The organism is Parasutterella sp. (assembly GCF_057870745.1).
The window spans coordinates 51,199-76,689 of record NZ_DBMALT010000008.1 but is presented as its reverse complement, the minus strand read 5'-3'; the positions used below and the strand labels follow the sequence as shown (position 1 = coordinate 76,689).

General features: G+C 49.9%; 25 protein-coding genes. 7 read left to right on the top strand and 18 right to left on the bottom strand.

Annotated elements, in window-relative coordinates; genetic code table 11:
* Nucleotides 1-117: 117 nt before the first annotated feature.
* On the bottom strand, nt 118-1,464 hold the full coding sequence (locus ACZND6_RS03730; protein ID WP_300829824.1) for an OmpP1/FadL family transporter: 1,347 nt from the start codon (nt 1,462-1,464) through the stop codon (nt 118-120).
* 413 nt (nt 1,465-1,877) lie between these two features.
* On the opposite strand from ACZND6_RS03730, the gene ACZND6_RS03725 reads away from it, so the two are divergent.
* On the top strand, nt 1,878-3,437 hold the full coding sequence (locus ACZND6_RS03725) for a transposase (protein WP_293738587.1): 1,560 nt from the start codon (nt 1,878-1,880) through the stop codon (nt 3,435-3,437).
* A 54-nt stretch (nt 3,438-3,491) separates the two neighbouring features.
* Here the strand turns inward: ACZND6_RS03725 and ACZND6_RS03720 are convergent, their stop codons facing one another.
* From ACZND6_RS03720 to ACZND6_RS03695, 6 genes are all read right to left on the bottom strand, one after another.
* Nucleotides 3,492-4,469: a helix-turn-helix transcriptional regulator gene (locus ACZND6_RS03720; RefSeq protein WP_293738588.1), complete on the bottom strand. Its 978-nt coding sequence runs from the start codon at nt 4,467-4,469 to the stop codon at nt 3,492-3,494.
* 105 nt (nt 4,470-4,574) lie between these two features.
* Nucleotides 4,575-5,894, bottom strand: coding sequence for a group II intron reverse transcriptase/maturase (gene ltrA, locus ACZND6_RS03715; protein ID WP_370748360.1), 1,320 nt, complete (start codon nt 5,892-5,894; stop codon nt 4,575-4,577).
* A gap of 546 nt (nt 5,895-6,440) precedes the next feature.
* Complete coding sequence (ppk1, locus tag ACZND6_RS03710) at nt 6,441-8,762, bottom strand: polyphosphate kinase 1 (protein ID WP_293736959.1); 2,322 nt, start codon at nt 8,760-8,762, stop codon at nt 6,441-6,443.
* A 112-nt stretch (nt 8,763-8,874) separates the two neighbouring features.
* Nucleotides 8,875-9,888, bottom strand: coding sequence for an FUSC family protein (locus ACZND6_RS03705; RefSeq protein WP_293736960.1), 1,014 nt, complete (start codon nt 9,886-9,888; stop codon nt 8,875-8,877).
* A gap of 52 nt (nt 9,889-9,940) precedes the next feature.
* Nucleotides 9,941-10,198 carry a molybdopterin converting factor subunit 1 gene (gene moaD, locus ACZND6_RS03700; protein WP_022100192.1) on the bottom strand — a complete coding sequence of 86 codons (258 nt, stop codon included), beginning with the start codon at nt 10,196-10,198 and terminating at the stop codon, nt 9,941-9,943.
* A 3-nt stretch (nt 10,199-10,201) separates the two neighbouring features.
* Nucleotides 10,202-10,951 (bottom strand): HesA/MoeB/ThiF family protein, encoded by a 750-nt coding sequence (locus ACZND6_RS03695; RefSeq protein WP_300873935.1) that lies wholly within the window; start codon nt 10,949-10,951, stop codon nt 10,202-10,204.
* 134 nt (nt 10,952-11,085) lie between these two features.
* Here ACZND6_RS03695 and ACZND6_RS03690 point away from each other — a divergent pair, with 134 nt between their 5' ends.
* Both ACZND6_RS03690 and ACZND6_RS03685 read left to right on the top strand, forming a co-directional pair.
* The gene (locus ACZND6_RS03690; protein WP_293736962.1) at nt 11,086-11,982 is read left to right on the top strand and encodes a DMT family transporter; all 897 of its coding nucleotides are present in this window, start codon (nt 11,086-11,088) and stop codon (nt 11,980-11,982) included.
* 67 nt (nt 11,983-12,049) lie between these two features.
* Nucleotides 12,050-12,427, top strand: coding sequence for a DMT family protein (locus ACZND6_RS03685; protein WP_022100195.1), 378 nt, complete (start codon nt 12,050-12,052; stop codon nt 12,425-12,427).
* On the opposite strand, the gene ACZND6_RS03680 is transcribed toward ACZND6_RS03685, so the two are convergent.
* Nucleotides 12,424-13,407, bottom strand: a complete 984-nt coding sequence (locus ACZND6_RS03680; protein WP_293736963.1) for a LysR family transcriptional regulator — start codon at nt 13,405-13,407, stop codon at nt 12,424-12,426. The genes ACZND6_RS03685 and ACZND6_RS03680 overlap by 4 nt on opposite strands.
* Before the next feature lie 83 nt (nt 13,408-13,490).
* Between ACZND6_RS03680 and ACZND6_RS03675 the strand changes: the two genes are divergently transcribed.
* Nucleotides 13,491-14,384 carry a DMT family transporter gene (locus ACZND6_RS03675; protein ID WP_293736964.1) on the top strand — a complete coding sequence of 298 codons (894 nt, stop codon included), beginning with the start codon at nt 13,491-13,493 and terminating at the stop codon, nt 14,382-14,384.
* A gap of 42 nt (nt 14,385-14,426) precedes the next feature.
* On the opposite strand, the gene ACZND6_RS03670 is transcribed toward ACZND6_RS03675, so the two are convergent.
* The 10 genes from ACZND6_RS03670 to ACZND6_RS03625 all read right to left on the bottom strand — a co-directional run bounded on the left by ACZND6_RS03670 (nt 14,427) and on the right by ACZND6_RS03625 (nt 22,573).
* Complete coding sequence (locus ACZND6_RS03670; RefSeq protein ID WP_293736965.1) at nt 14,427-15,200, bottom strand: amino acid ABC transporter ATP-binding protein; 774 nt, start codon at nt 15,198-15,200, stop codon at nt 14,427-14,429.
* On the bottom strand, nt 15,197-15,949 hold the full coding sequence (locus ACZND6_RS03665) for an amino acid ABC transporter permease (RefSeq protein WP_008810698.1): 753 nt from the start codon (nt 15,947-15,949) through the stop codon (nt 15,197-15,199). The genes ACZND6_RS03670 and ACZND6_RS03665 overlap by 4 nt, the downstream gene beginning before the upstream one ends.
* Nucleotides 15,950-16,037: 88 nt before the next feature.
* On the bottom strand, nt 16,038-16,805 hold the full coding sequence (locus tag ACZND6_RS03660; protein ID WP_489524397.1) for a basic amino acid ABC transporter substrate-binding protein: 768 nt from the start codon (nt 16,803-16,805) through the stop codon (nt 16,038-16,040).
* A 257-nt stretch (nt 16,806-17,062) separates the two neighbouring features.
* A complete protein-coding gene (locus ACZND6_RS03655; protein WP_293736966.1) occupies nt 17,063-17,395 on the bottom strand; it encodes an antibiotic biosynthesis monooxygenase family protein in 333 nt (110 codons plus the stop codon).
* Nucleotides 17,396-17,524: 129 nt separating this feature from the next.
* Entirely contained in the window at nt 17,525-18,373 is an 849-nt protein-coding gene (gene panC / locus ACZND6_RS03650; RefSeq protein ID WP_293736967.1) for a pantoate--beta-alanine ligase, read from the bottom strand.
* An 11-nt stretch (nt 18,374-18,384) separates the two neighbouring features.
* Entirely contained in the window at nt 18,385-19,197 is an 813-nt protein-coding gene (panB, locus tag ACZND6_RS03645) for a 3-methyl-2-oxobutanoate hydroxymethyltransferase (protein WP_022100202.1), read from the bottom strand.
* Nucleotides 19,166-19,717 (bottom strand): 2-amino-4-hydroxy-6-hydroxymethyldihydropteridine diphosphokinase, encoded by a 552-nt coding sequence (gene folK, locus ACZND6_RS03640; protein ID WP_293736968.1) that lies wholly within the window; start codon nt 19,715-19,717, stop codon nt 19,166-19,168. The genes panB and folK overlap by 32 nt, the downstream gene beginning before the upstream one ends.
* A 3-nt stretch (nt 19,718-19,720) precedes the next feature.
* Entirely contained in the window at nt 19,721-21,145 is a 1,425-nt protein-coding gene (pcnB, locus tag ACZND6_RS03635; protein WP_293736969.1) for a polynucleotide adenylyltransferase PcnB, read from the bottom strand.
* Between the two features lie 28 nt (nt 21,146-21,173).
* Entirely contained in the window at nt 21,174-21,866 is a 693-nt protein-coding gene (locus tag ACZND6_RS03630) for an HAD family hydrolase (RefSeq protein WP_293736970.1), read from the bottom strand.
* Entirely contained in the window at nt 21,863-22,573 is a 711-nt protein-coding gene (locus ACZND6_RS03625) for an HdaA/DnaA family protein (protein WP_039895822.1), read from the bottom strand. The genes ACZND6_RS03630 and ACZND6_RS03625 overlap by 4 nt, the downstream gene beginning before the upstream one ends.
* Nucleotides 22,574-22,716: 143 nt before the next feature.
* Between ACZND6_RS03625 and ACZND6_RS03620 the strand changes: the two genes are divergently transcribed.
* The 3 genes from ACZND6_RS03620 (at nt 22,717) to ACZND6_RS03610 (ending at nt 25,458) form a co-directional block, all read left to right on the top strand.
* A complete protein-coding gene (locus ACZND6_RS03620) occupies nt 22,717-23,169 on the top strand; it encodes a DsbC family protein (protein ID WP_008810687.1) in 453 nt (150 codons plus the stop codon).
* 184 nt (nt 23,170-23,353) lie between these two features.
* Nucleotides 23,354-24,388 carry a phosphoribosylformylglycinamidine cyclo-ligase gene (purM, locus tag ACZND6_RS03615; RefSeq protein ID WP_293736971.1) on the top strand — a complete coding sequence of 345 codons (1,035 nt, stop codon included), beginning with the start codon at nt 23,354-23,356 and terminating at the stop codon, nt 24,386-24,388.
* Nucleotides 24,389-24,486: 98 nt separating this feature from the next.
* On the top strand, nt 24,487-25,458 hold the full coding sequence (locus ACZND6_RS03610; RefSeq protein ID WP_293736972.1) for a LysR family transcriptional regulator: 972 nt from the start codon (nt 24,487-24,489) through the stop codon (nt 25,456-25,458).
* Nucleotides 25,459-25,491 lie beyond the last annotated feature (33 nt).

Below are 25,491 nucleotides of genomic sequence, written 5' to 3'. Positions count from 1 at the left end.
CAAGTAGGCGACCCGCATAGGTTAATTGGAACCGCTGGGTGCGAGACCCGCATGCCCAGTGGTGTGAGAGGGGTAGGTGAAAGCTTCCCCTACTCGATTTGAGAGAAATAGTTGAAATTAGAAGCGATAGGTGACGGCAGCGCCGGCCATCCACGCGTTCATCTTTTCAAACTTACCAACTTTTTCGTTGCTTCCAGGTTCTTTATAAAGATCTCTGTGTCCGATGCCGCGAATATGACCATAGGCCATATCAATCTGCCACTTCGGAGTGGGCTTCCAAGACAAGCCGCATGTCAGCCAAAGACGCTTAGTATCCGGAATTAATGCTGTTCTCAGATTTTGTTGTTTGATAGGATCTGTCTCAAGTGCGACACCGCCGCGAATCGTCCACTGATCGGTAATATCCAAGTCTGCGCCGAGAGAGAACAACCAGGCCGCCTTCCAATTATTCTCAATACTAATGTTGGCAAATTTGTTCTGCAGAATTCCACCAGCAAGTTCGCCGTAACTTGGCGGGTAACCCATATTCTGTGCAATTCCTGCCAAGTAGAGAGGTGCTTCTGGAGTCTTTTTCAAATTACCGCTGTCATCCATGCTGAAGCGCATATCCTCAAATTTTTTCCAATTGGCCCAGCGAGCTAAACCAGAAAGTCTCAATTTCTGAATGGGTTTCCAAGTTGCAGAAATATAAACCGTCTCAGGCGTTTGTAGACGGCCCTTACCATCGCCCTCGCCGTTCATAATTTTATTGTTCCGAATGTAGTAATCGCCACGAGCAGTTACGTGCGCGGAAGAGCGATAAGAAACACCGAAACGGAGGTCCTCCATGGGTGAAACCATCAAACCAAGGTTATAAGTAAACATCCAGTCGGAACCTTTGTATTCGAATTGGCCGCCGCCAACTGGTAGTCCGCTTTTAATTTTGGAATGTGTCCAGAGAGCTGAAACCCCACCACCGAGACTAATGTAGTCGTTTACTTTCCACGCGATGTTCGGATTGATGTCAACCGTCGTTACAGAACCGCTGATACCGCGTTGGCTTTCAGCCCAGTCGCTGCCATAACGAATTCTCATTCCATACGGGGAGGTAATCGCTAAACCCAACCATAAAGAGTCGTTCACCTGATAGGAAAGAAATGCTGCCGGAATACTTGCAGGTTTATCGCGACCGTTTTCCCTTGCGTTCTTCTTTGATCCCTTGTAATCAATATCTAAAGAAACATATGTCCCTGCCACAGTCGTCTGTAATCCATGCAAAAGTGTCATACCGGCAGGGTTAAAGTGAATCGCAGAAACATCATCACCGACGATACCAGCGCCGGCGTGAGCACGCCCCATACCGGCCACGCTCTGTTCGGTCAGTTGGAAACCGGCTGCTGAAGCCGTGGATGCACACATAATGGCAGAAGAACAAAGGGCAGCCGCAACTGTCAGCTCCCCAAAGGTTGAGTTCTTAATTGTCATAACGATATTTATTAACTAAATAAAAGCAAAAAGGAGAATGGCGTCATTTTGAAGAGGAACCATACATAAAAACGAGTGATTTTTTAGGTAGTTTCCCTAGGAAATCAATCTTTTCGAAAGGAAACTTTCTGTTTTAAGAACTCTTCCGCTTGATTTTGAGACCTCCCTGTAATCTCAGAAAATCAAGCCCAGAATAAGAAATAACGCAGTTTTTTGATTAATTTTTAAACTCTTTTTACCTAAATAAAGGTACAATTCCTTCCGAAGACACGTCGCCGTCTATCTCTACGAAAGTTTTTATTAACGTTTCGATTTCCCGTTCGTCTTTCCTTTTTATTTAATCGAAAGCCGTTTTCCTAATGCTTATGGATAGAAAACTTCCCAATGACGGCAATACTTAAGAAACGCTGTTTATGGAACAAAAAAGAACACGTCGAACTTTTGATCCTTCATTTAAACATCATGCAGCTCTGCGAGTTGTAGAAGGCAAAGAAAAGGCGGCTGCCGTAGCTGCTGACTTAGGCATCAATATTGTTAGCCTATACAATTGGGTAAAAGATTACGAAAAGACAAAAGCAACGGCGATCGCAAACGCTCAGTCCCAGACTACACAAGCAGCTGAGACGCCTCCGACAACACAAACCCCTGTAGAAACTTCCTCTCCTACTGAATCTCCGGCCGCTGAAGCCCCTAGAAGACCGAAACTCCAATTAAAGAAACGCCCTTCTGAAACCGCAGAAGCAGCTTCTCCTGCACCTGTCGTTCCTGCACCAGCCGTTCCGACACCCGCACCGGCGCCGGCTTTCAACAACGAGCCCAGAGTCTTTAGTCCGACGCCTGAAACTGCCGTTCAGGAAACCCGTCCCGCTCCGGAAGTCAAAGAGCCTGCGTTTGAAACACCCGCTTCTCATTCCGAATTTTCTTCAAACAACAGCCGACGCGAAAACTTCCAGCAACGCGACAAAGGAAACCGCAGAAACTCTCTCTTCCAGAGAACGATGCGCGGTCGAAATGCAAGTAAGAATGAAAAGGCCCTGCACGACTCGTTTATTCAGAGCGCCGTAGACAACGCGGTTGCTTCTGCTCAGGCCCAAAAAGCGCAGGAAAACAGACCTCAGCCGCCCAAACACAACCCGAATATTTATCAGGTTCCCGTCTACGACACGGAAAGCGAACTTCGGATGGATACGGCCTCTGAAGGCCAAGAACATGAAGAACCCAAATGGCCGATTCCATCCGCTTCTCAAGGTCGTTCTTGGAAAGTAATGCATGCTTTGGATCAGCGTCCGAATTACAAGGAAGAAAGCGCTAAGTTCGGCTATGTTGATGAGTTCGATCTGCCTGCAGAAAACCTTCCTGAAGTTTGGGCAATCCTCGATCTGATGCAGAAAAATGCAGACAAGCATGCTTTCGAGGAAATGGTTCATTCCAAAGATTTGAATGTTCCGCCCGAAGTTCTCGCCGATCCACGCACCATGGTTGTTTCCGGACCGAATGTCCCGAACAAGCCCTGGCTTCGCAAACCCCGTTTAAATCCGATCGCCGAGGATTTCTTCCAAACAACTCCGGATTATTCCAAGAGCGTTTACGAAACCTACGGCGGCATCACGCTTCGCCTCGCTAAGAACAGCACCGGTTCTCCGATTCTCCTCGTTGAGCCCTCTCCGAACGGCGGCAAAGACGTCACAATCGACTTCTCCAAATTTGACCGCTTCGTAGACGACTTCTACGGCGACTTTGTGCGCGACTGCAAGACCGTCATGATGAAACAGAATCCTAAGGAATATCCGAGCTTAAATGCGTTCATCCGCATTCCTGACGAACCCATGTGGAATCCGAAGCTTTGGGCAGGCGTTCGTACTTTCAATTGGAGAGACGGAGAATCTCTCTCTGAAGCCTGGATCCGTTACGCATACGATCAAAGAAGAAACAGCCGTCATCAGAAATATTTCTATCGCACGGACCGCGAATAATTCTTCTTGAATCTTCAACAAAAAACCCGCTGCTAGCAGCGGGTTTTTTGTTGTCTATTGGATCGGCGTTTTCTTTACCGAAATAATGCCGGCCTTCTCTCGCCAGGCTTCGATCCATCCGGTGAGCAAAACTGTATCGGCAACTTCTACTGTTAATTTAAACGTGCCGTCTCTTCTCTCTTCCAGCTTCTGCATCCGATTAAACGGTGTCTCTCTGAGAATCAAAGCGGTCTGACGGTTTTTAAATACCATCTCCAGCAATACCTTTTGTGCATTGCCGTAATTGAACGGACTTCTGTCGACGTACTGCTGCAAGTCGAAACCCTTCGGCTCTTCTGCAATGAAGGTGGTCAGCTCAACCTTTTTAATACGGTGCAGAGCAAGGTTTCTAATCTGCGTCGTGTCTTCATAACAGCAGACTAAATACAGCCGAACATCTTGCTGCACGAGGCCCAGCGGAGATACACGCAGCTGAACCTCTTCTTCGTTCTCGCTTTTGAAATAAACAATATCGAGTTTGACCTGCTTAAATAAGCCCTCAGAAACTTTATTAAATATCGAGGGACGAATCATCGGCGGACAAAGCGGCAGACTTCCGCTCACGAAGCGAACCTTGCTGAGCCAACGTTTTTCGGGTGACGATCCCGAAGCCGTATGCATATAGTTCTCCGCCGCATCAAAAAGATAGGACAGCGAATTTGTGAGGTCCGGCGGCATCTGATAGCGCAAGTGCTCTCGAGCAAGCAAAAGCAGGAGCGCGCCGTCAGCACCAAGCCCTACGCGATCCAAGTCATTGGAATTTAATAGACGCCGATAGCCGAAAGGTTTGGACTTATCGTCGCACTGTACGCCCATATCGCTTTCAGACAGAGCCTTCAAGTAGCGCTGAAGTGTTCTGCGGCTCAATTCGTAACCTGCCGCCATGAGCTGCTGGTGCAGATCCGTCGTGGAAATTTTTCGGTTCAGAGGGATTCTCTTCAGAACCTCCAGGAGCATCTTTGCTTCCTGAAGCGATGAAGTGTCTCGAGCCATGTCTCTCTACTCCCAATCGAGTAGGGGGAGCGTTTGCTCGCCCCTCTCACACCACCTAAGCATGCCGTTCGGCACTTGGCGGTTCCAGTTAACCCCTGCATGGTTTCAACGCGTCTCACGCAGGGCCTTTTCAAGATCATACCAACCTTCATTCCACAAGTTCTGATTGCTCAGGGCCTGGTGTATGGGGTAAGCCTTCGCAATTGCCCAGTATCTATTCGAACTGTATGCGAACTCCCCGATTTCAGGCGCGTCTTTCCACCTCTTCTTCAGTTCCTCCTGCCGCTTTCCTGGTTTCTTCCATTGTTTCCATAGAAGTTGCCTTATTCGGCGGTGGAGCCAACTATCCGTTTTAATTCTCCACCAGACAGGAACGGCTTTCTTGAAGTAATTAGACCAGCCTTTTAGTGCAAGCCTCAGTTTCGCCTTGACAGCATCTATCCCTCCGATTGCTCTTCTATCAGTCAGAGCACGCAACTTCTCCTTCAGTTTCGTTCTCTTCTTCCGGTGAACAACAGGAAAGTATTTGTAGTCAGGGAATCTGGCTTTCTTTTTCTTGGTCACGCTGTTTGTGAAGCTAAATCCAAGAAATTGCACTTCAGGTGAACCGACTCTGAGAGTTTTCGTCTTCTCTTGGTTGACCTTCAAGATCAGCTTTTTCTCTATGAAGTTGGATACCCAGGCAAGGATGCGCTGAGCCGCTTTTCGGCTCCTGGCAAAGAACACGGCATCATCCGCATAGCGGACTGCACGTATGCCTTTATCCTCGACCTTCTGATCAAGTTCATTGAGAAGCACGTTTGCTAAAAGAGGAGATATGACACCTCCTTGAGGCGTTCCGATAGTGTTTGGTTTTCCTACTTTTCCGTCTTCGCTGATCTGAGCCCTTAGGAATTTGTGGATCAGGGATATAACTCTTCCATCCTTTATCCTTTCAGATAAAAGTTGGATCAGCTTGCTGTGGTTTACCGTATCAAAGAATTTCCTCAGATCCAGGTCAACCACCCACACATATCCGTCTTTTATGTGTTCCATTGCTTTCCGAACGGCCATACGACAATCTCTATTAGGTCTGAAGCCGTAGCTCATGTCGCGGAAGACTTTTTCGTATTCACGACTCAACACCAGGGTCACTGCCTGCTGGACAAATCGGTCGATTACCGTTGGAATTCCCAGCGGTCTTTGTTCGCCGTTGTCTTTAGGGATGTATACGCGCTTGATAGGTGATGGTTTGTATTCTCCTTTTCTGATCTTGTCGGTCAGTTCTCCCGGATGTTCTAAGAAGTATTTCCTTAGCTCCCCTGTTCCCATTCCATCTACGCCGGCCGAGCCCTTATTGGCTTCAACCTTCAGTAGGGCTTGGTACAGGTTCTTCGGGGCGAGTATCCCTTCCAACGTGATCGTCTCAAAAGCCTCGCTACTCATTAGTTCAATCCTTGCGACTTCAGCGAATCTCCTGACTTGTTTCCTGAGGCGTTCCGCGCCTCCCTGTCCAGGCCAGGTTGTCTTAACGTTTTTCTGTTCTCGCCGCTCGGTTTTCCTCCTTTCACGGGTTTACTGGTTCGGCCCTTCCTCAATACTCATGAGTACTATGGCACCTGCTGACTTCTTGCCATTCGTTGTTACTACCACTGTTTAGGGCTGGCAAGATCTCCCTGGGTAATCACACTTTCTTTCGTCCCATGCCACCGCCGTCTCTACGCCGCAGGTTCCGACCAAGTTTCGGATTTCAAGTTATTTTGCACTCTCATCCACCTGCTTCCGCCTAAGACGATTCCTGTTCGTCGGTGCGTGACTTTGCTATTCGCTTCTTTCAGCCTACGCATCACTGCGTACACCTTGCGATTCGCTAACTCTTCCCCTTGGTGGGCGAGCTCGGGACTTGCACCCTATAGAAAGTGTGCCTGCCAGGCACACAAAAAGCTCCCGAGTATCGAACCGCGGGAGCTTTGTGGTTAACGCATCAGAAGATTATTTCTTCATGAGATTTAATTTCTTCGCAATCTCTTCCTGGCTGTCGTACACCGTCTCACCCTTCTTAGGCTGTAGCTTGGTGTAAGAACCGTCGGAGTTCATAACCCAGGCGTGAATGTTGTCCTTCAGCTGAGGAATCACGATCTGATTCATGACGTTATTGCGCAGGTTTTCCTGCAGGAGCGGCGTCAGCACTTCGATACGACCGTTCAGGTTACGCGTCATCAAGTCGGCACTGCCGAAGTACATCTCTTCATCCCCGTTATTGTGGAAATAGTAGATGCGGGCATGCTCCAAGAGACGTCCGACAATCGAGCGAACCGTGATCGTATCGGAAACGCCGGGCAAACCGGGACGCAGACTGCAGATACCGCGAACGATACATTCGATCTTCACACCGGCGCGGCTGGCTTCGTAAAGAACCTTGACCATTTCATAGTCAACCAACTGGTTGCACTTGATGATGATATGGCCGTTGCCGTGCTTCTTGTGCTGTTCGATTTCGCGGCGAATCAGCTTGGTAATGCCGGGGCGCAAGGTGTGCGGAGAAACCAGCAGCTTGCGATAGTGGTTGACTACGCCGTAGCCGGTCATCACATTAAACAGATCCTGGACGTCATCGTTGATATCCTTATTGGCCGTGAAGAGCCCTAAGTCGGTATAGATCTTGGCCGAAGCAGCGTTGTAGTTACCGGAACCGATGTGCGTGTAGCGCTCAAGTTTGCCTTTTTCTCGGCGAACAACGAAGCAGAGCTTGGCATGAATTTTGAGGCCGGCAAAACCGTACACAACGTTCACGCCGTTGCGTTCCATTTCTTCAGCCCAGTTAATGTTCTGCTCTTCATCGAACCGAGCCTTCAGCTCAACGACGGCGGTCACCTGTTTGCCGCGGCGACGAGCTTCAAGAAGAGCCTTAGCAACAGGAGAATCGCTGCCGCAGCGGTAAAGCGTCTGCTTAATAGCGACAACGTTCGGATCCAAAGCTGCCTGCTTCAAGAATTCCAACACGCAGTTAAACGAGTCATACGGGTGGTAGACAAGGATGTCGCGCTTGCGGATCTCGTCAAAGCAATTGCGGCCCTGTTCAAAAGCCTTCGGTGTCTTCGGATGATCGGACGGATACTTCAGAGACGGGCGGTCAATCTTCATCATGCGGCCGAATTCAGAGAAGGCCAGAGGAACACGACAGCGGTAGAACTGGTTCGGATGAAGATCTAAGTGTTCATACAGGAAGTCCTGCAGACGCTGCGGCATGCCCTTTTCAATCTCGACACGGACGATTGAACCGAAACGACGCTGTTCGACATAGTCACGAACGGCAGAGAGCAGATCGTCAGCTTCGTCTTCTTCGATCTCACCGTCCGTATTACGGGTAATACGGAAAAGACCCTGAGACTTAACCTTATATCCTGGGAAGAGCGTATTCAAACGGTTGCCGATCAGATCTTCAGTCAGAACAATCACACCTTCAGTGGTGGCGTAGGACAGATCCGGTGTAACGGTGTTGTCTTTATTGGAAACGAACAGGAAACGAGGAACGTTATTCGGGCACTTCAAACGAGCAAAACGATTCTTAACCGAAATACCGCTTTCAATTGCTTCGAGTTCCATCACGAAATTCAGGCTGGTGTTGGAGATCATCGGGAACGGACGGCCCTTGTCCACCGCCTGAGGCGTCAGAACTGGGAAAATATCTTCGTCGAAATAGCGGTTCATTTCCTTCTTCTGTGCTGCGTTCAGCGCAGAGTACTTAGAGAAACGAATGCCTTTATTCTCGAGCTCGGGTTTGAGCGTATCAATCCAGAGGTTTTCAGCTTCTTCGAGAATCTCGGTAACTTTACGACGGATTTCGGAAAGCTGACGAGCGGGCGGCATCTTATCCGGACCGGTCGGTTCGGCTCCGCTTCTGGCCTGTCTCTGAACGTTCATCACGCGAACCATGAAGAATTCGTCGAGATTGTTGTAGAAGATGGACAAGAAGAGAACACGGTTGAGCAGCGGGATCTCGGGATCCATTGCTGTTTCAAGGACTTTACGGTCGAACTCAATCCAACTGATGTCGCGGTTAATGTACAGAGAAGGATCGTCTAAAGAAACCTCCTTCAGAGAAGTCTCTTTTGCTGCAGCGGCAGGGGCAGCAGCTTTAACTGCGGTGCGGCGTACAGCCGGTCTGCGGATCGTCGGAGCCTTAACGGTGCGAGGTTTTGCCGGTGCTTTAGCAGCGGGTTTTACTTCTGCCGGAGCAGCCGCCTTGGTCGGTTCTGCTGCAGCAGGTTTTGCGGTTGTTGTTGCGTTCGTTGTCTTGTTGTCGTCAGCCATGGAATCGTTCCTGATTATGTGATTCTCTGTGAAGAACTTTTAATTTCCTCAAACAGTTAATTTTGGTTTGGGGGTTAGTTTTTGTCAATTCTCGTTTCTTGGGATACGGAATCTAAGTTCTCTTTTTCTGACACTTTTCCCACAAATAAAGTACCCCGAGTCCGAGAGCAACCCATCCGGCACCCATCAGCGTATCCCATATTCGCCAAATCAGAATGGAATAATCTCCGCCATAAGCACGCATTAACCAATCCAGCGTGAAAAGAATGTAGGTTGTGATAAAGAAAGTCATGCAGGTGTAGTTCCCGCCGACAAATACCGGAATGCCTGCAGAGGACGCCACGATCAGGGCGCCCAATACAAACTTGTCATCGATATGAGGAAAGATAAAGATAACTAAAAAGTAAGCGAGTAATGTTCCGAGAATTCTTTGAACCACACGTTTATATCCGGCGACCACATTGGAATTTAGCAAGTACAGCGCCGTGATTCCGACCCAGCCGGGCTCGGAAAAGTCCAGCATGAAAGAAAAGCTCAATGCGCAGATCAGCGTGAGCGTTGAGATAACCGCATAGGCATAAGAGTTACGGTTGCCGCCTTCGACGAGTTTGAGCTGAGCCATTGGTCGGAGCGACAGTTTCTCGTATCTCCAAACGAAGTGATCGAGCACGATGGCAGCCATCGCCAGGCTAAAACCGACGAAGTAGCCGACAAAAGCCATCAGATCCGGCGTGAAATCAAAGATGGAGATGAGAAGGAAAACTAAAACGTACTTTCCCCAAAGCCACCAGAATTTCTCAGCGAAGGTCATCAGACTCTGGCCAAAACAGACCAATGCGATGACCAGCCATTTGCCGTACTCCATATTTTTGAGCACAACGCCGAGGAGTGCGGCACACATTACGCCGACAAAAGTTATGGCAACACCGCCCAAGCGCGAAATTAAGTCGCTTTCAGTATCGTTTAAGAGAGCCATAAAAGCCCCCAGCGCGGCAAAACCGCCTAATTGGGGGCTATGGAAAAGGCCGGACAACAGGAGCGCCGTTGAAATCGTGATCACAAATCTTAAAGTTGCAGTCACACGCGATTTCGTTCCGATCTCTGCTCGGAGTCCGGCGCCAATCATAAGAAATCTCCGCAAAGAGGCTCACTCGAGAACCTCTTTGCTTAGTTAAGATTTAACCTCCGGTGACCGGCGGGAAAAATGCCACTTCGTCGCCGTCTTTCAGAGGCGTCGATTCTTTAGCCATTTCCTGGTTCACGGCAAAACGCAGACGAGGCATTTCTTCAAAAGCTGCCTTAAGTGCTGCGTCGTTTTCCGACAGGTAGTTAATCAGATCTTCAACGGTCTTCACATCTTCCGGAAGTTCAACCGTGTCTTCGCCTTTGAGGAGGCGTTCTTTTAAAGAAGCAAAATAAAGAACCTTTACTTTCATCTCTTACTTTTCCTTTGCGCAGCAGGGACACTCGTCATCGCGTCTGTATTTCATCTGACGCCATGTCATTGTGCGGGCATCCACCATTAACAGACGGCCCGTCAAGGGCTCGCCGAACTTTCCGATAATTTTAAGAGCCTCGGCCGCCTGCATACATCCAAGCATGCCCACTAGGGGTGCAAATACGCCCTTGCTGGACGCCTTCTCATCCTTGCCTTCGTGATTAGGGAACAGACATGCATAACAGGCCGAATCAGGATCCCTGAAGTCGAAGACGGTAATTTGACCGTCGAACGCGACCACGCCGGCCGTGACCAGCGGTTTTTTAAAACGTCGGCAGACGTCATTGAAAATATATCGAGAGTCGGTGTTGTCGGTACAATCCAAGGCCACATCGCATTCGGAAACAAGCTTCTCCAATTCTTCGAGGCTCGGCCTGTGATCTACCGGAACAATTTCAACCTCCGGGTTGATCGCTTGCAAAGCGACTTTTGCGCTTTCGGCTTTATTCAGACCTAAGCGCTCCATGTTGTGAATCACCTGACGCTGCAGATTCGTTAAATCTACGGTATCGGAATCCACAATCGTGATTTTCTTTACGCCGGAAGAAGCCAGGTACAGAGAAGCCGGCGAACCCAAGCCGCCGGCGCCGATGATTAGCACTCGGCCTTGAGCAATTCTCTTTTGGCCCTCGATTCCGACCTCTTTCAAGAATTCGTGACGGGAGTATCGGTTTTCTTGCACGTTGCTCATCCTTTCAAAACAAAATTCGTTCTCAAGATTCTACGTATCCGAGAACAAAGATAGTAATACCAACTGCTCAAATTTATTCGTCGGCAGTAAATCAAAGGGTTGCAGGATCTATAACCATAACGTGGGAGGCGAACATGAAAATTCGAACACTCGGCGTCATTTGTGGCATTTTGTCCGGTTTCTTTTGGGGCACGATGGATATTGCAGCTCAGTACTTATTGCACACCGTCCGCATGGCGCCGGCGCAATTCATTTCTTTGACGATGGTCGTCACGACCGTCGCACTTTTCGGTACATCTCTTGCTACCAAACCGAAAGAGACCTTCCTTGCTGCTGCTGACAAAGGAAATATGTTTCAGTTCTTCTTGTTCGGTGTTTTGGTTCTCCTCACACAGGTTAGCTTCTACGTTTGCGTAAAGTACTCCAACGCAGAAACAGCTGCGGTCATCGCCGCTACCCGGCCTTTCTGCATCATGGGGATTCTGCTCTTTGCTGCCGTGATGCCTACCGTTTCGCAGATCTTTTGCTGCGCTTTGGCACTCATCGGCGTATGTCTGATGATGACCAAAGGAGACTTCTCAACGCTTTCCTTCGGCTGGCTGACGCTTTTGGTCGGCTTCGGTGCCCCGCTCTTTAGCGCCGCCTACACCATTCAAAGCCGTTCTATTGTTCGAAAGGTCGGGCCGATCGTATCCATGACCTGGGCCATGCTCTTTACGACCATTCTTTGCAACCTCTACTATCCGTTTTGGAAAGTCAACCTTGAATGGAATTTCCTAACCGTTCTCAGCGTGCTGTGGGTAGCGATCATGGGGCATATTGTTGCTTACACGCTGTACATCGTCAGCGCCTCCAAGATCCTCCCGACCATCACCGGCGTGCTCGAAACCGTTGAACCGCTCACTGCCATCGTACTCTCGTACTTTTTCTTCTCACTGAAGATGAATGCTTTCATGCTCGCCGGTGCGGCGATGGTGCTTGTCGCTGTTGTTCTTCTCGGCTTTAGCAAGCCGCGAGAAAAAGCCAATTAAGTCTCGGCAAAGCGCTTGTTCGGTTTCTATAATCTCCAAACGCTTCGTTGAACTTTTCTTAAGTCAAATGCAGACACTAAGCCAGTTCTTTTCTCAGATTCCGGTTCTGTACAAAACAGCTGCCCTGCTTCTCCTCTCAAACTGTTTCATGACGTTTGCGTGGTATGCACATCTCAAGAATCTCGGAAGCTCTCCTCTGTGGGTTGCGGTTATCTCCAGCTGGCTTATCGCGTTCTTCGAATACTGCATCATGGTTCCGGCCAACCGAATCGGTTTCTCCGGCCTTTCCTTAGGTCAGCTCAAAATCCTCCAGGAGGTCATCTCATTGGGCATCTTTGTTCCGTTTGCTTTTCTGTACATGAAGCAGCCCTTGAAGCTGGACTATCTGTGGGCCTCTCTGTGCATGCTCGGAGCTGCCTACTTCATGTTCCGCGACAAACTCTAATCTGCTTTCGGCAAAACAACCGATTCAGTCGGAATGCTGAAATACCAATACCAAAACATCCAGCTGTCGACCGTGTGCTTCTTGAAGTTCTCAACGATCAGGTTTGCCATTTCAGAAATTAACGGCGAATGATCCGATTCTCTTCGGCAGACGCAGATCTCCCAAGGCCGGCGGTGCCAGCCGGGAAGCACCGGAACAATATCGCCTCGCATCAGCTCATCAGCGACGAAAGAAGGCACCAAATCTACCGATATGCCTTCTCCGGCAATCAAGTGCGTGCGGCAGGAATATGCATCTTCAAAATGCACCTTGTCATCAGATTCGATTTCAAAAGAGGCGTCTCGATTCTCTAAACGCCGACTAAAAGATCGATTGGAAGTGTTTCTCAGCAGGAGCGTATGGTTCCGAAGTTCTTCGACGCTTTGCGGAGCTCCGTGCCGACGGAGGTAGCCGCGCGAAGCCATGAGAAACGTAACGTTGTGTCCCGCTGGAATCCATGTGATACCTTCTTTTGCAGGCCGATATCCGAAATAAGCCACATCTGTCGCGCCATTTAATAAACCTTCTTCTCCGGCGTCGATCAGTACTTCAACACGCAACCCTGGATGCTTTCTTTCAAAGTTTGAAAACGCATTCAAGTAAGCGCTTCGGTCAATGTTCGCCGGAAGACTGACTTTCAAAATCCGCTTCGGCTTAATCGTGTCTTGATGCTTGATAGAGTCGACTGTTTTCAGCAGACGCTGGTATTGGCGAGCTATGCGATCGGCCTCGGAAAAGAGCTCCAGCGACTTTGTGACAATCTGCGCGGGCTTGCGTTTGCGGTCCAGAAGTTCGATTCCCAGCTCTTTCTCTAACGAAGAAACCAAGCGAGAAGCGGCCGGAAGACCCATCTCCAAACGCTCTGCGGCTTGAACCAAACTTTGTGTCCTGCCTAATTCAGAGAGAAGGTTCCAGGTTTCGATTTTGAGAGAAGGACGCATAACCTTAACTTGTGAAATTCACAACTTAAACCGTATGTTCGCCATTATCCGCCTATTCTCAAAACCTAAGCGAGGACTTGGTTATGCAAAAGAAAACCGAAGGAATTTGTTTTGCAATCAGCGCAGAAATTTGCTGGGGTTCGATGGGTGTCGCAGCGCAAGTGCTGATGGAAGATTCCGGCTTTACAGTAGGCGATCTGGTCGCAGGCCGGCTTCTGGGTGCCGGAGCGCTGCTGCTGATGTTCGAGCATTTCTTCATGCGCCGATCCCTTCTGAAGTATTTTTCTCAACCCGGCGTAGCAAAAGACATTCTGCTCTACGGAGTGCTCGTCCTGCTCACCCAACTGACGTTTTTCTTAGCGATTCAGTGCAGCAACGCAGGCACCGCCGCCATCCTCGCGGCCACTATTCCGGTATTCACGACTATCTGGGTTATCTTTGTAAAGCATCGCGCACCTCAGATTCGTGAAATGGCGTGCACGGCGCTGGCAATCATAGCGGTTGTATTGATTACCACCAAAGGAGATTTTGATTCCGTTTCACTCTCTCTGACGGGTGTCCTTTGGGGCCTTGCATCCTCGGTTGCCGGCGCCGCCAGCAATATCCAACCGAATGCCGTTCTTAAGAAAATTCCCGTTACCGTCGTTGTCGGCGGCGGTATGACGGTCGGCGGCATTGTGATGAGCATCTTCTTTCCGCCCTGGGCGATTGAAGCCAATTGGACCACGCAGTCGGCGCTTTTCTACGCCTATATCGTTGTGGTCGGAACCTTGGTTTCTTTCCTGCTCTATGTTTCAAGTCTCAAGATGATCTCAGCGACTTCGGCCAGCCTCTTAAGCTGCTTTGAGCCGATCACCGCCGTCGTTCTCTCCGTCGTTCTGCTCGGTGCTCCGCTCACGCCGGCTGAAGGTGTCGGCGGTGTTCTGGTTTTCGCAGCCGTTTGGCTTCTGGCCTCCCGCAAGAAAGCGCAGGCATAAAAATAGCTCGGCAGACCGAGCTATCAAAGAACTAATTGCGAACTATTTCTTTTCTTCCGCGTTCGGAAGAACGCGCTTCAGGAAGGTACGTGTTCTTTCTTCCTTCGGATGCAGAAGAACATCTTCCGGTTTGCCTTGTTCAACAATGACACCGCCGTCCATGAAGATCACGCGGTCGGCCACTTCGCGGGCAAAGCCCATTTCATGGGTAACCACGACCATGGTCATACCGGACTTCGCCAGATCAGTCATCACCTTCAGCACTTCGCCCACAAGTTCAGGATCAAGCGCAGAAGTCGGTTCATCAAACAGAAGAGCCTTCGGTTCCATTGCTAGGCCACGGGCGATCGCCACACGCTGCTGCTGACCGCCGGAAAGGCTTGCGGGATAGGCGTTGGCTTTTTCTGCCAAACCGACGCGCTTAAGCATTTCCATAGCTTTTTTCTCAGCCTCGGTTTTGTTGACACCGGACACGAGTTTCGGTGCCAAAGCAACGTTCTCAAGAACGGTTTTATGCGGCCAGAGATTAAAACGCTGGAAAACCATTCCGAGGTGCTCTCTGACTTTGTTGATATCGGTCTTCGGAGAAGTGATATCAACGTCATTGACGTAAATCTTGCCGCTGGTGGTTTCTTCCAACGCATTGATGCAGCGAAGCATCGTGGACTTGCCGGAGCCCGACGGCCCTAAAACCACGACTTTTTCTCCGGGCATCACTTCGAGGTTAATGCCGCGAAGAACTTGGTTATCCCCGAAATACTTGTGCAGATCTTCGATACGGATAACCGGTTTCTGTTCGGTCTTGTTGTCGCTCATCTGTTGTCGTCTCCTTTACCCAAGCGTTGTTCCATCTTCTTCACGAGATAAGCCAGACCTAAAGTCATGACCCAGTACATCAGAGAAATCGTAATGTACGGTTCCCAGTAGCGAGCTGTAGCTCCGGCCACAGTACGTGCGGCGTAGGCCAGTTCAGCCAGGCCGATCGCAGAAACAAGAGAAGAGTCTTTCAAAATCGCAATCGCATTATTGCCCAACGGCGGAAGCATACGGCGGAAAGCCTGCGGCAGGATGATGTGGAACATTGCCTGCCAGTAAGTCATACCGACAGAGCGGGCAGCTTCCATCTGTCCCTTATCCAAAGACTGGATACCGGCACGGAAAACCTCTGAAAGGTAAGCACCGGCATTCAACGTAATGGCCACGATACCGGCAAGCATCGCACCGTAAGTAGAACGAATCTCACGGGCAAGGTCTCCGGAAATCAATAGACCTTCGGTCGGATGAATAAAGAACGGAAGAATCGCGAACTGCATCAGCAGAATCTGAACGAAAAGAGGCGTTCCGCGGAAGAAGCTCACGTAAACCGTCACCGGCCAGCGAACACAATATTTAAGAATCTGTTTCCAAGGGGAATGTCTTGCATCGGCCAGTCGCGCCATGCCTAAAGCCATACCCAAAATCACACCCAAGGTGACGCAAATCACCGTAATTTGGATGGTCATCTTGGCGCCTTCTAAGAAGAGAGGCCAATATTCTGTAATTACTTCGTACCGAAATCCGCCCACGTTCGCTCCTTGGTATTAAAAATTCCCGAGATTTTATTTAAAAATTACCCGACCATGTAGATCGGGCAATTTCATTGGTTAGTTCCTGTTACTGAGGAAGCTTCGGTGCATCAGTACCGAACCACTTGCGATAAATCTTGTTGTATTCACCGCTGGCAACAACCTTATCGAGACCGGCGTTGATTTTATCGATCAGCTTCTGATTGCCTTTCTTAACAGCAATACCGAAATACTGTTCTTCGAAAGCCGGATCACGGGTCATGTTGAAGTGCTTGTCGGGATTGTTGCGAGCGTAGAAAGCCAGAACACCGATATCACCGATTGCAGCGACGACACCGCCCTGATTCAGTTCTTCCAGAGCAAGCGGAGTGTTGTCAAAACGACGAATTCTTGTAGAGGCTTTGCCGAATGCCTTGGAAGCGGCAACGTCACCGGCAGAACCGCTCACAACAGCTACGCTGCCTTTGGAGAGGTCGGAAAGCTTGTTAATCTTGACGGACTTATCGGTCAGGATCAGCTGATGAGCCAGGAAGTAGGGCTTGGAGAAATCGACAACCTGTTTGCGCTTGTCGGTAATCGTAATACCGGATATGATGATGTCGCGGTCGCCTTTATCGACAGTCGCGAAAATGCCTTCCCACGGTGTGTTGATGAACTTAACGTCAAAACCTTCGGCCTTTGCGATGGCACGCATCAAATCAACGTCGAAACCGACAAGCTCTTTCTGCGGTGTTTCATATTCGAAGGGACGATAAGTCGCACCTGTTCCGACGACATACTCTTCAGCATTAATACCGGCGGAAGCAGTCAATGCGATTGCAGCGCATGCTGTCCAAAGCAGCTTTTTCATCAACATTTAATAGACTCCAATATAAGAATTCGTCACCGCGTATACGTCGCGGCCATTCTGATCATCATGCCACAGTCAAACCCACATTGGGCCGCTTTTCAGCAGGAATAACGCAAACCCCTAGGTAAATCCATTAGACAAAATCTGCGTCCGTACTTGTGCAAGACTTTCCGGCAAAAAATGCGCTTAGCATCTGCAGCACTCCGAGCCTAAGCTTCATGAATCGGGCCCGAAAAAGCAGAAACAAATCTGAGGCAGTGTGGTTACTTGCGTTCAGCAAGCTTCTTAAAGATCAACGGCATTGCTGCTTCATCAAGCGGATTCATGTCAACTAAGTCGAGTTTTTCAACCATGCTCAGCGTTGAAATTTTGTACGTCAGAAAATGAGGCGTCTGCAGGTGAGCTTGATAAGCAGCTTCATCCTCGTAAATTTCTAAAATTCGGATCTTCCCCGGGTTTCTCTTATCCTGCATCGGAAAAATCGCAATCACACCGGGTTCCTCAGAAACTGACTCTGCTCCGATCGTCCGAGCGCGTTCGAGGTATTCCTCAAGATTTGCAGGATCAACTTGAATTTCAGCAATTCGAACAATCATCGATTTTCCTTTTCTGTCTCTCAGCAGAAGAGAGGCGGATACAAAAATCCGGCCTAACCGACCGGATAAAAAACTTCTCTTCGTTCTCAAGCCGCTCTTCCGGGCGCTTGAGAACTCGTACTTAGATTTTTAGAACACTTCGACGTTATCGATCAAACGTGTGGTGCCGATTTTTGCGGCTGCTAAAACGACTAACGGCGTTCTATTAACCAGATCGTCTTTTGTCGGTGCAAGCAGATCGCTTCTGCGAACCACGGCGACATAATCAGGAATCCAGCCGTGACCGTCGAGCATCTTCATTGCTCTTTCTTCCAACACGTCCGGATCTGCCGTCTCGGCTTCCAGCGCATCTTTAACGCCTTTGACTGTCTTGTAGAGCAATGTAGCGTCTTCAAGTTCCTGTGCGCCCAAGTAACGATTGCGGGAAGAGAGCGCCAGTCCGGTTTCCTGATTGCGCTGCAGTTCTGCCGGAACAATGCGGATCGGCATGCCGAACTGGCGGACCATTTCCTTGATGATCGTCAGCTGCTGGTAGTCTTTTTTACCGAAAACTGCGACGTCCGGTCGCACGATGCAGAAAAGCTTCATGACAACCGTGCAGACGCCTTCAAAAAATCCCGGACGATAAAATCCTTCGAGAATATCAGCCAAGGCAGGATCGGGCTTCACGCGGAAAGTCTGAGGCTGCGGATACATGTCTTTTTCGCTCGGCGCAAAGACATAATCAACGACACCCTGCTCTTCAAGCTTTCTGCAGTCCTCTTCCAAAGTTCTGGGATACTGGTCGAAGTCCTCGTTCGGGCCGAACTGAAGACGATTGACAAAAATCGACGCAACCACCGTGTCGCCGTACTTGCCGGCTTCCTGCATCAGATGCAGATGACCTTCATGAAGATTGCCCATGGTCGGAACCAAAGCAATATTCTTCTTTCCTTTGAGCTCTTCCTGAAGAGCCTCGATTGTGTGAACAACTTTCATTTTTTTTAAAATCAGAAGGAGTGCTCAGGCGCCGGAAATTCGCGGTTTTTAACGGCATTCACGTAATTAGCCACCGCTTCTTTGATGCTTGCGGCTCCCTCCATAAAGTTTTTAGTAAATCTCGGTTTACGGCCGGGAAAGATTCCCAGCAGATCCTGTAATACTAAAACCTGACCGGAGCAATTTAAGCCTCCGCCGATACCGATTGTCGGAATGCTCAAAGCTTCCGTCACTCGTTTGGCAACATCCGCCGGAACCATTTCCAGAACGATCATGGATGCGCCGGCTTCCTGCAGGGCCAGAGTGTCGGCCATAAGTTTTTCTTCTCCGGACTTAGTCTTGCCCTGAACGAAGTACCCGCCGATGGCGTTAACGGACTGAGGTGTAAAACCGACGTGTCCGCAGACGGGAATTCCCATCGCGGTTAAACGACGGGCCAGCGGGCAAACTTCTGTACCGCCTTCGAATTTAACCATGTGGGCGCCGGCCTGCATCAGTTTTACGGCATTGGCCACCGCCTCGTCTTCATTGACAAGGTAGCTGCCGAAATTCATATCTGCTAACACCAGCCCGTATTTATTGCCGCGGGCTACGCAGGCTGTGTGGTAAACCATGTCGTCAATGGTCACGGGAAGCGTTGTCTCACGTCCCTGCATCACCATGCCGAGAGAGTCTCCGATGAGTTTGATGTCTACACCGGCCTCATCTTCAACGGAAGAGAAAGTTGCGTCATAGCAGGTGAGCATCACGATCGGCTCTCCTGCCTCGTACATCTTCTTGATGGTGCTGAGTCTAACGGGCTTGCGTTCCGTTTTCTGATCCATTGCATTCTCCTAAATTGCCGAACCACTCCTCGGCAGATTTAAATCGGTTAATTCGCTGGTCAGCCGTAGAAGCCAAAAAGGCTTGAACCTGACCTTTTCCCGCAATATTAAACTGCGGCGCTATCTCTGCAAGAGGAACTAACACGAAGGCCCGCTCCGTCATGCGCGGATGCGGAAGGAGAACAAAAGGATCTTCGGAGCACTGCTCTCCGACGGCAAGAAGGTCTAAATCAATCGTCCGGGGCGCATTATGGACGCCCGCCGGGCGCACACGCCCCAAGTCCGATTCAATTGCTAAAAGTTGTGTCAGCAATAATCGGGGAGATAGTTCCGTCTTTATCTCCAGGACGGCATTGGTGTAATCCGGACCGCTCGAGTCAATGGGTTCCGTTTTATAAAGTGAGGAGACTTGAACGAAGCGGACACCCGGAATATCGGCAATTCGGAGAACTGCTTCCTTTAATGTAGATTCGGGCTCGCCGAGATTTGCGCCGAGCCCGATAAACACCTGCTGCATCATGGCTTACTCAGCTGTCTTTTCTTTATCAGAGGGAACCTTCTCCGATTTGGACGGCTTGCTTCTGTCAAAGCGTTTTTTGCGCCTTCGTAGGCGTTTCTTCTTATCTTTTTCCGCGCCCTCTTCTTTACCTTCGGCGGCTCTTTCCTGACGCAGACGTTCGCGCTCTTTGCGGTCCTGCTGCTCGGCTTCTTTACTCATTTCCAGGCGCTCTTCGTCCGTTGCGCCTTCGTAGGCCGTCCACCAGTCGGCAAGTTCATGAGAGGCGTCGCCGCTGGAAGCGCGAAGCAAAAGGAAGTCATAAGCAGCACGGAAACGCGGATGCTGAAGAAGTTTCATTGCAGCGCGGCGGCTTCTGACTAAAAATCTCGGCTGAAGCTTCCAGATGATGGCCATGTCGCTAACATAACGAGACTGCAGTCCATCCCAGCGATAACTATCAGCCACGTTCTTGGCGGCTTCTTCGTAAATCTGTCCGGATGTTTTACCGGTAGATTTAGCCACTTCTTCCTTCATCTCATGCCACAGCAGAACAGCGAAAAGAAAGCTGGTGGAAATTGATTTGCCCAACGCGACACGAGCATCACAGCGCTCCAGCCCCTTACGAACAAAGGGAAGATCAAAGGTGCGCTTCAAAACATCAAAAAGCGGAATCGGAATGCTGATGTCATAGCGGTTCATGAGCTCCATGCAGGCAACGGCTGATCCGCTTAAAACCATCTTTGAGAATTCATCTGCCAGACGTGCACTCGGAACCGAGAGCAGCAGCGTCTGCATGTAGTGCATCGGAGCGGCGGTTTTCTCGTCGATCGTAAAACCGAGTTTGGCAGCAATTCGTATCGCACGAAGGATGCGAACCGGATCTTCGCGGTAGCGAGTGGCCGGATCGCCGATCATGCGGATTTTTCTCTCGCGGATATCGTCTAATCCGTGGTGATAATCGTAAAGGTCGCCGCTGATCGGGTCGAAATACATCGCATTGACGGTAAAGTCTCTGCGGGCGGCATCTTCATACTGCTCGCCGAAAACGTTGTCGTTGGTAATGACGCCGTCCTCGTCTTTTGTCACGCCTTGCTTAGCAAAGCCGCGGAAAGTCGCCACTTCAATCGTCTCGGCGCCCTTGTTGACATGAACAAGGCGGAATCGTCTTCCGATAATGATGGCGCGTCTTGTGACTTTTTTGACTTCTTCCGGGGTCGCATCGGTGGCGACATCAAAGTCTTTCGGTTTGGCTCCGATCAGCAAATCTCGTACGGCGCCGCCGACAATAAAAGCTTTATATCCGGCGTCCTGAAGCTTTTGGCAGACGGATATTGCAAAAGGGCTCACGGCCAAGAGGTCAATTCCGTTTTCTTCTCTCGGAACAATATGAGCTTTCTTCCGAATTTTTGTCGGCACATTCGCTTTGAAGCCCTCTTTTTCTTTAACCAACTCTCGTACTCCGTACGGACAGAAGCTTTTAGAACAGCTTATGTTCGCTGAATAATTCTAGAATTTCCCAATGTCTCTCCTGAGCCGTACTTCTTAACCGGTCATCGGGATTCGTTGCTACTGCCTTTCCTCCGTGACGGGCCACATGTTCGAGCAGCGGAAAATCGTTCATGGAATCGGAAAAGAATGCCGATTCTTTAAGATCGGCTGTCGAGCCTCCGCACTTTTGTATAAAGCGTTCGGCATTGACAACCTTCTGCGTTGCAAAGTTTTCACTGATCCAGCGGCCTGTGAACTCTCCGTCGGGCTTTTCCTCCGGCTCGGCGCAGATCAGATCGCGGATACCCAAAAGCTCGGCAATCGGTTCCACCGCGTAACGGTACGAGGCAGTAATCATCACAACTCTAGCACCGGCCTCACGGTATTTTTTGACGAGATCCACTGCGATGGGCAGTACGTGCGGCATGATGTCCCGCTTTAGATACTGAACTCGGAGTTCATCGAGTTCGCGACGCGGGAAACGCGCCAGCAGCTTCATTTCAAAATCTTCGAATTTATTGATATCGAGGCAGCCGTTTTTATAGTCGACGTCGTATTGAATTCGTTCGGCGCGAAGCTGCTTTTCATCTTTGCCGACGTGGGAAAGCAAGGTTTCGGCCCACAGGATTGAGCTGTCGACGGGAATCAAGGTGCCGTCTAAATCAAAAAACGCGTATTTCACCGATCTTCCTTTGTATCTTGATTGCGTTCGAGCCATTCTTTGATCAAGGGGATGGTCACGGCTCTCTTGGCTGACATGGCATAACGGTCCAAGCTGTGAAGCAGATTACTCATCGTGTGCATGTCGCGCGGAAAATTATTCTCGATCCAGTTCAGAACTTCCGGCGCCACTTTCAGGCCGGTCTGAGACGCCGCCTCCAAAATAACCTGGCGCTTTTGTTCGTCAGACAGCGGAGATAGCTCAAAAACAACGCCCCAGCTGAAGCGGCTGGTAAGGTCTTTACGGAAGCCCTGACGTTCAAAATCTTTCGGGCTGCGGTCTGCAGTCACGACAAGATGGGTTCCGGGATGCTCGCGCACGGTGTTGTAAAGAACGAACAGCTCCTGCTGTTGTTCCGGCGTCAGATCTTGAACATTGTCTACGGCGTAGATTGTGCGGTTTTCGTCGAAAGCAGGAACGCCCTCGCTTTGTTTGCCCAAAGCGCGTACGAGGTGTGTTTTGCCGACACCTTCATATCCCCAAAGGTAAGTAAACTGCGGTCCGCGTCCTTCCTTCAGCTCGGAAATCACGGCCACAGCTTCGCTGTTCGACCCCACAATAAAATTAGAGAGAGTCGGCTGTTTTTCAGGGAAAAAATCCAAAGGAAGCTGGCCCCTTATTTGTTCCTTCTTGTCTTTCTCGGATTCAACCAAATCGTTAACCTGCATCAGTCTGTTTGTTTACTTTTCGGATTCTAAAGGTTTCTCGATAAGACTGAGATCATTCTGCTTGCTACTCAAAACGAAACAGGTATACCCCGTCGCCTTTTCCTCGGGTTTATCCTAGGCCGTACTCGATCGGAGAAATTTCCATGACAATGACATTTAATGAATCACGATGGCCTAAAGAAAACGCAATCAAGGTAGTGAAAGGCAACGGTGTGAGTAAGCTCGCTGTTTTCATGGATCCGATGTGTGTTTACTGCAAACGGCTCAGCCGCGAAACGCTCGCCAATTTAATGAACGTCACCATCTACTGCTACATTTGGCCGTTCTTAAGCGAAGAATCCAAAGAAATCGCCGGGTGCATCTACTCCAGCGCCGACAAGGCAGACGCCTTGGTTCGCTGGATGAAATACGATCAGATGCCCACCGGAATGCCGAATGAATATTCGGAAGAGATGATTGAACAAAACATCGCGCTGGCCGATTATCTCGGACTGCAGGGGACGCCTGCAATCTTCTTATCCGACGGCCGCGGCCCGTTCGGCGCAATGAGCGCCAAAGCTCTTGCGCACAAGATCATTTCCGCTGAACATTACTAAACCATCCTTTTTAGCTTCAAAGAGCCGGCTTACTGCCGGCTTTTCGTTTGCGTGCTGTTACACAGTCTTTGAGAAAACGTCTTGTTAGCTGTTATCCTCATGCGCGGAATTGAAATGCCGTTCAGCGGCTTTTTCTCCTCTAGAATTGAGCAATTCCCAATCTTCAATCTCAAAGCTGTTAAAGATGACAAAACCTCTTTCCTATGCAGACTCCGGCGTTTCTATTGATGCCGGCGACGAGTTAGTTGAACGCATTAAACCCTTTGCCAAAAAGACCCTGATTCCCGGGGTACTCGGTTCCATCGGCGGCTTCGGTGCCTTGTTTGAAATTTCTAAAGATTACAAGGAACCGGTTCTCGTTACGGGAACGGACGGCGTGGGTACCAAACTCAAACTCGCTTTCCTGCTGAATCGTCACGACACCGTCGGCCAGGACTTGGTCGGCATGAGCGTCAATGACATCCTGGTTCAGGGCGCTAAGTCTTTATTCTTCCTTGACTACTTCGCCTGCGGTCATCTTGATGTCGACGTTGCCGAACGCGTTGTCAAAGGCGTCGCACACGGCTGCGAACTGGCCGGCTGCGCATTGATCGGCGGCGAAACGGCCGAAATGCCGGGCATGTATCCGGCCGGTGAATACGACCTTGCCGGCTTTGCCGTCGGTATTGTCGAAAAGAGCCAAATTATTGACGGCAGCCGCATCAAACCGGGCGACGTCGTTCTCGGACTGGCTTCGAGCGGTCCCCACTCCAACGGCTTCTCTTTAATCCGCAAAGTTGTTGAAGTTTCCGGCAAACCCTGGACAACCAAGCTTTCCGACGGAAAGACTCTGGCAGACGCCGTTATGGAACCGACACGCATCTACGTCAAGCCGGTTCTTGAAGCCATGAAGAGCGTGACCATTAAAGGCATGGCCCACATCACCGGCGGCGGACTGCTTGAGAATATTCCCCGCGTTCTGCCCGAAGGCACTCAGTGCGTGATCAAGGCAGGTTCCTGGAAGCGTCCGGCCGTTTTTGACTGGCTCCAGGAGGAAGGTCATATTGAAGACCACGAAATGTACCGTGTCTTCAATAACGGCATCGGCATGGCCGTCATCGTTGCCGCTGAAGATGCTGAAAAAGCTCAGAAAGCTTTGAAAGCTGCCGGCGAAACCGTCTATCGCATCGGTGTCATTGAAGCGCTGCCGGCCGGCGAAGCCGCCTGCGCTGTGCGCTAAGCATTAGTATTCTCGCTAATTGAGCCTCCTTCGGGAGGCTCAATTGTTTTTAATTTCATTACACTGAAAAGAAACAGAAACCGGTTTCAAGGATAAACATGAGCAAACCCATTACAGAGTCCATCTTGAGCAATGAGACCCGCGTTTTTCTCATGTGCTGTGATTTTCGAAGCTTCTCTGCCGTTGCCCACGCTCTCGGCATCACTCAATCGGCTGTTTCGAAGATCATTCGGAAGTTTGAGGATTCCATCGGCTTTGAATTGTTCATCCGCAACTCCCGGCCGCTGACACTCACCCCGGAAGCCCATCTGCTGCACCGACAGCTTCGGGGTCTCAAAGGCGAGATGACACGCTCTTTGTCCTCGCTGCAAAGCAAGAACTACATTAAGCCGATCCTGCGTATCGGGATCTTAGAAAGTCTTCATTTAAATCTGGGCGTGGCGATCCTCAAAAATCTTCTGCCCAACCTGTCTCAGGTCGTCATGCTGACGGCCAGCGCCAATGTCCTGATACAAAGACTGATTGAGCGAAAGCTCGATCTCATTATCACGAACGACGTTTCCACCGAGCCGTCGCATGTTTTCAGAAGGCTGCTGTTTCATGAACCTTCTGTGCTAATCCTTCCCAAATCTTTTGAAAAAGACCCTAATCAAAACTGGACTTGGCAGCGCCTTGCCGTCTGCGGACTGCCGCTCATTCGCTACTGGAACGAAAGCGGCGCCGGAGAAATCAATGAGATGTTCATGAAAACACACGGCCTCAGGTTTCCGGACAAAATCTCCGTCGACACCAATTCACTTCTAGTGACGCTCGTCTCCCAGGGCATCGGCTGGGGATTTTCTCGGCCGACTACCGTCCTGGAAAACATTCACATGCATCCTCATTTCATCGTCCGAGAAATGCAAAAACCCAGTTTTAGCCGAGAAGTGTATTTAATCGGCCGGGAACAGGAATTTGTCGTGGAATCCGAGATCATTGCCGACATTGCTAAGCAATTCGTTCAAGAAAACATTATTCCCGAAAGTCTCAAATTCGCACCTTGGGTCAAAGAAGATTTTACGGTCGGATAGGGCAAATATCCTTTAATTTCATACAAATAAAAG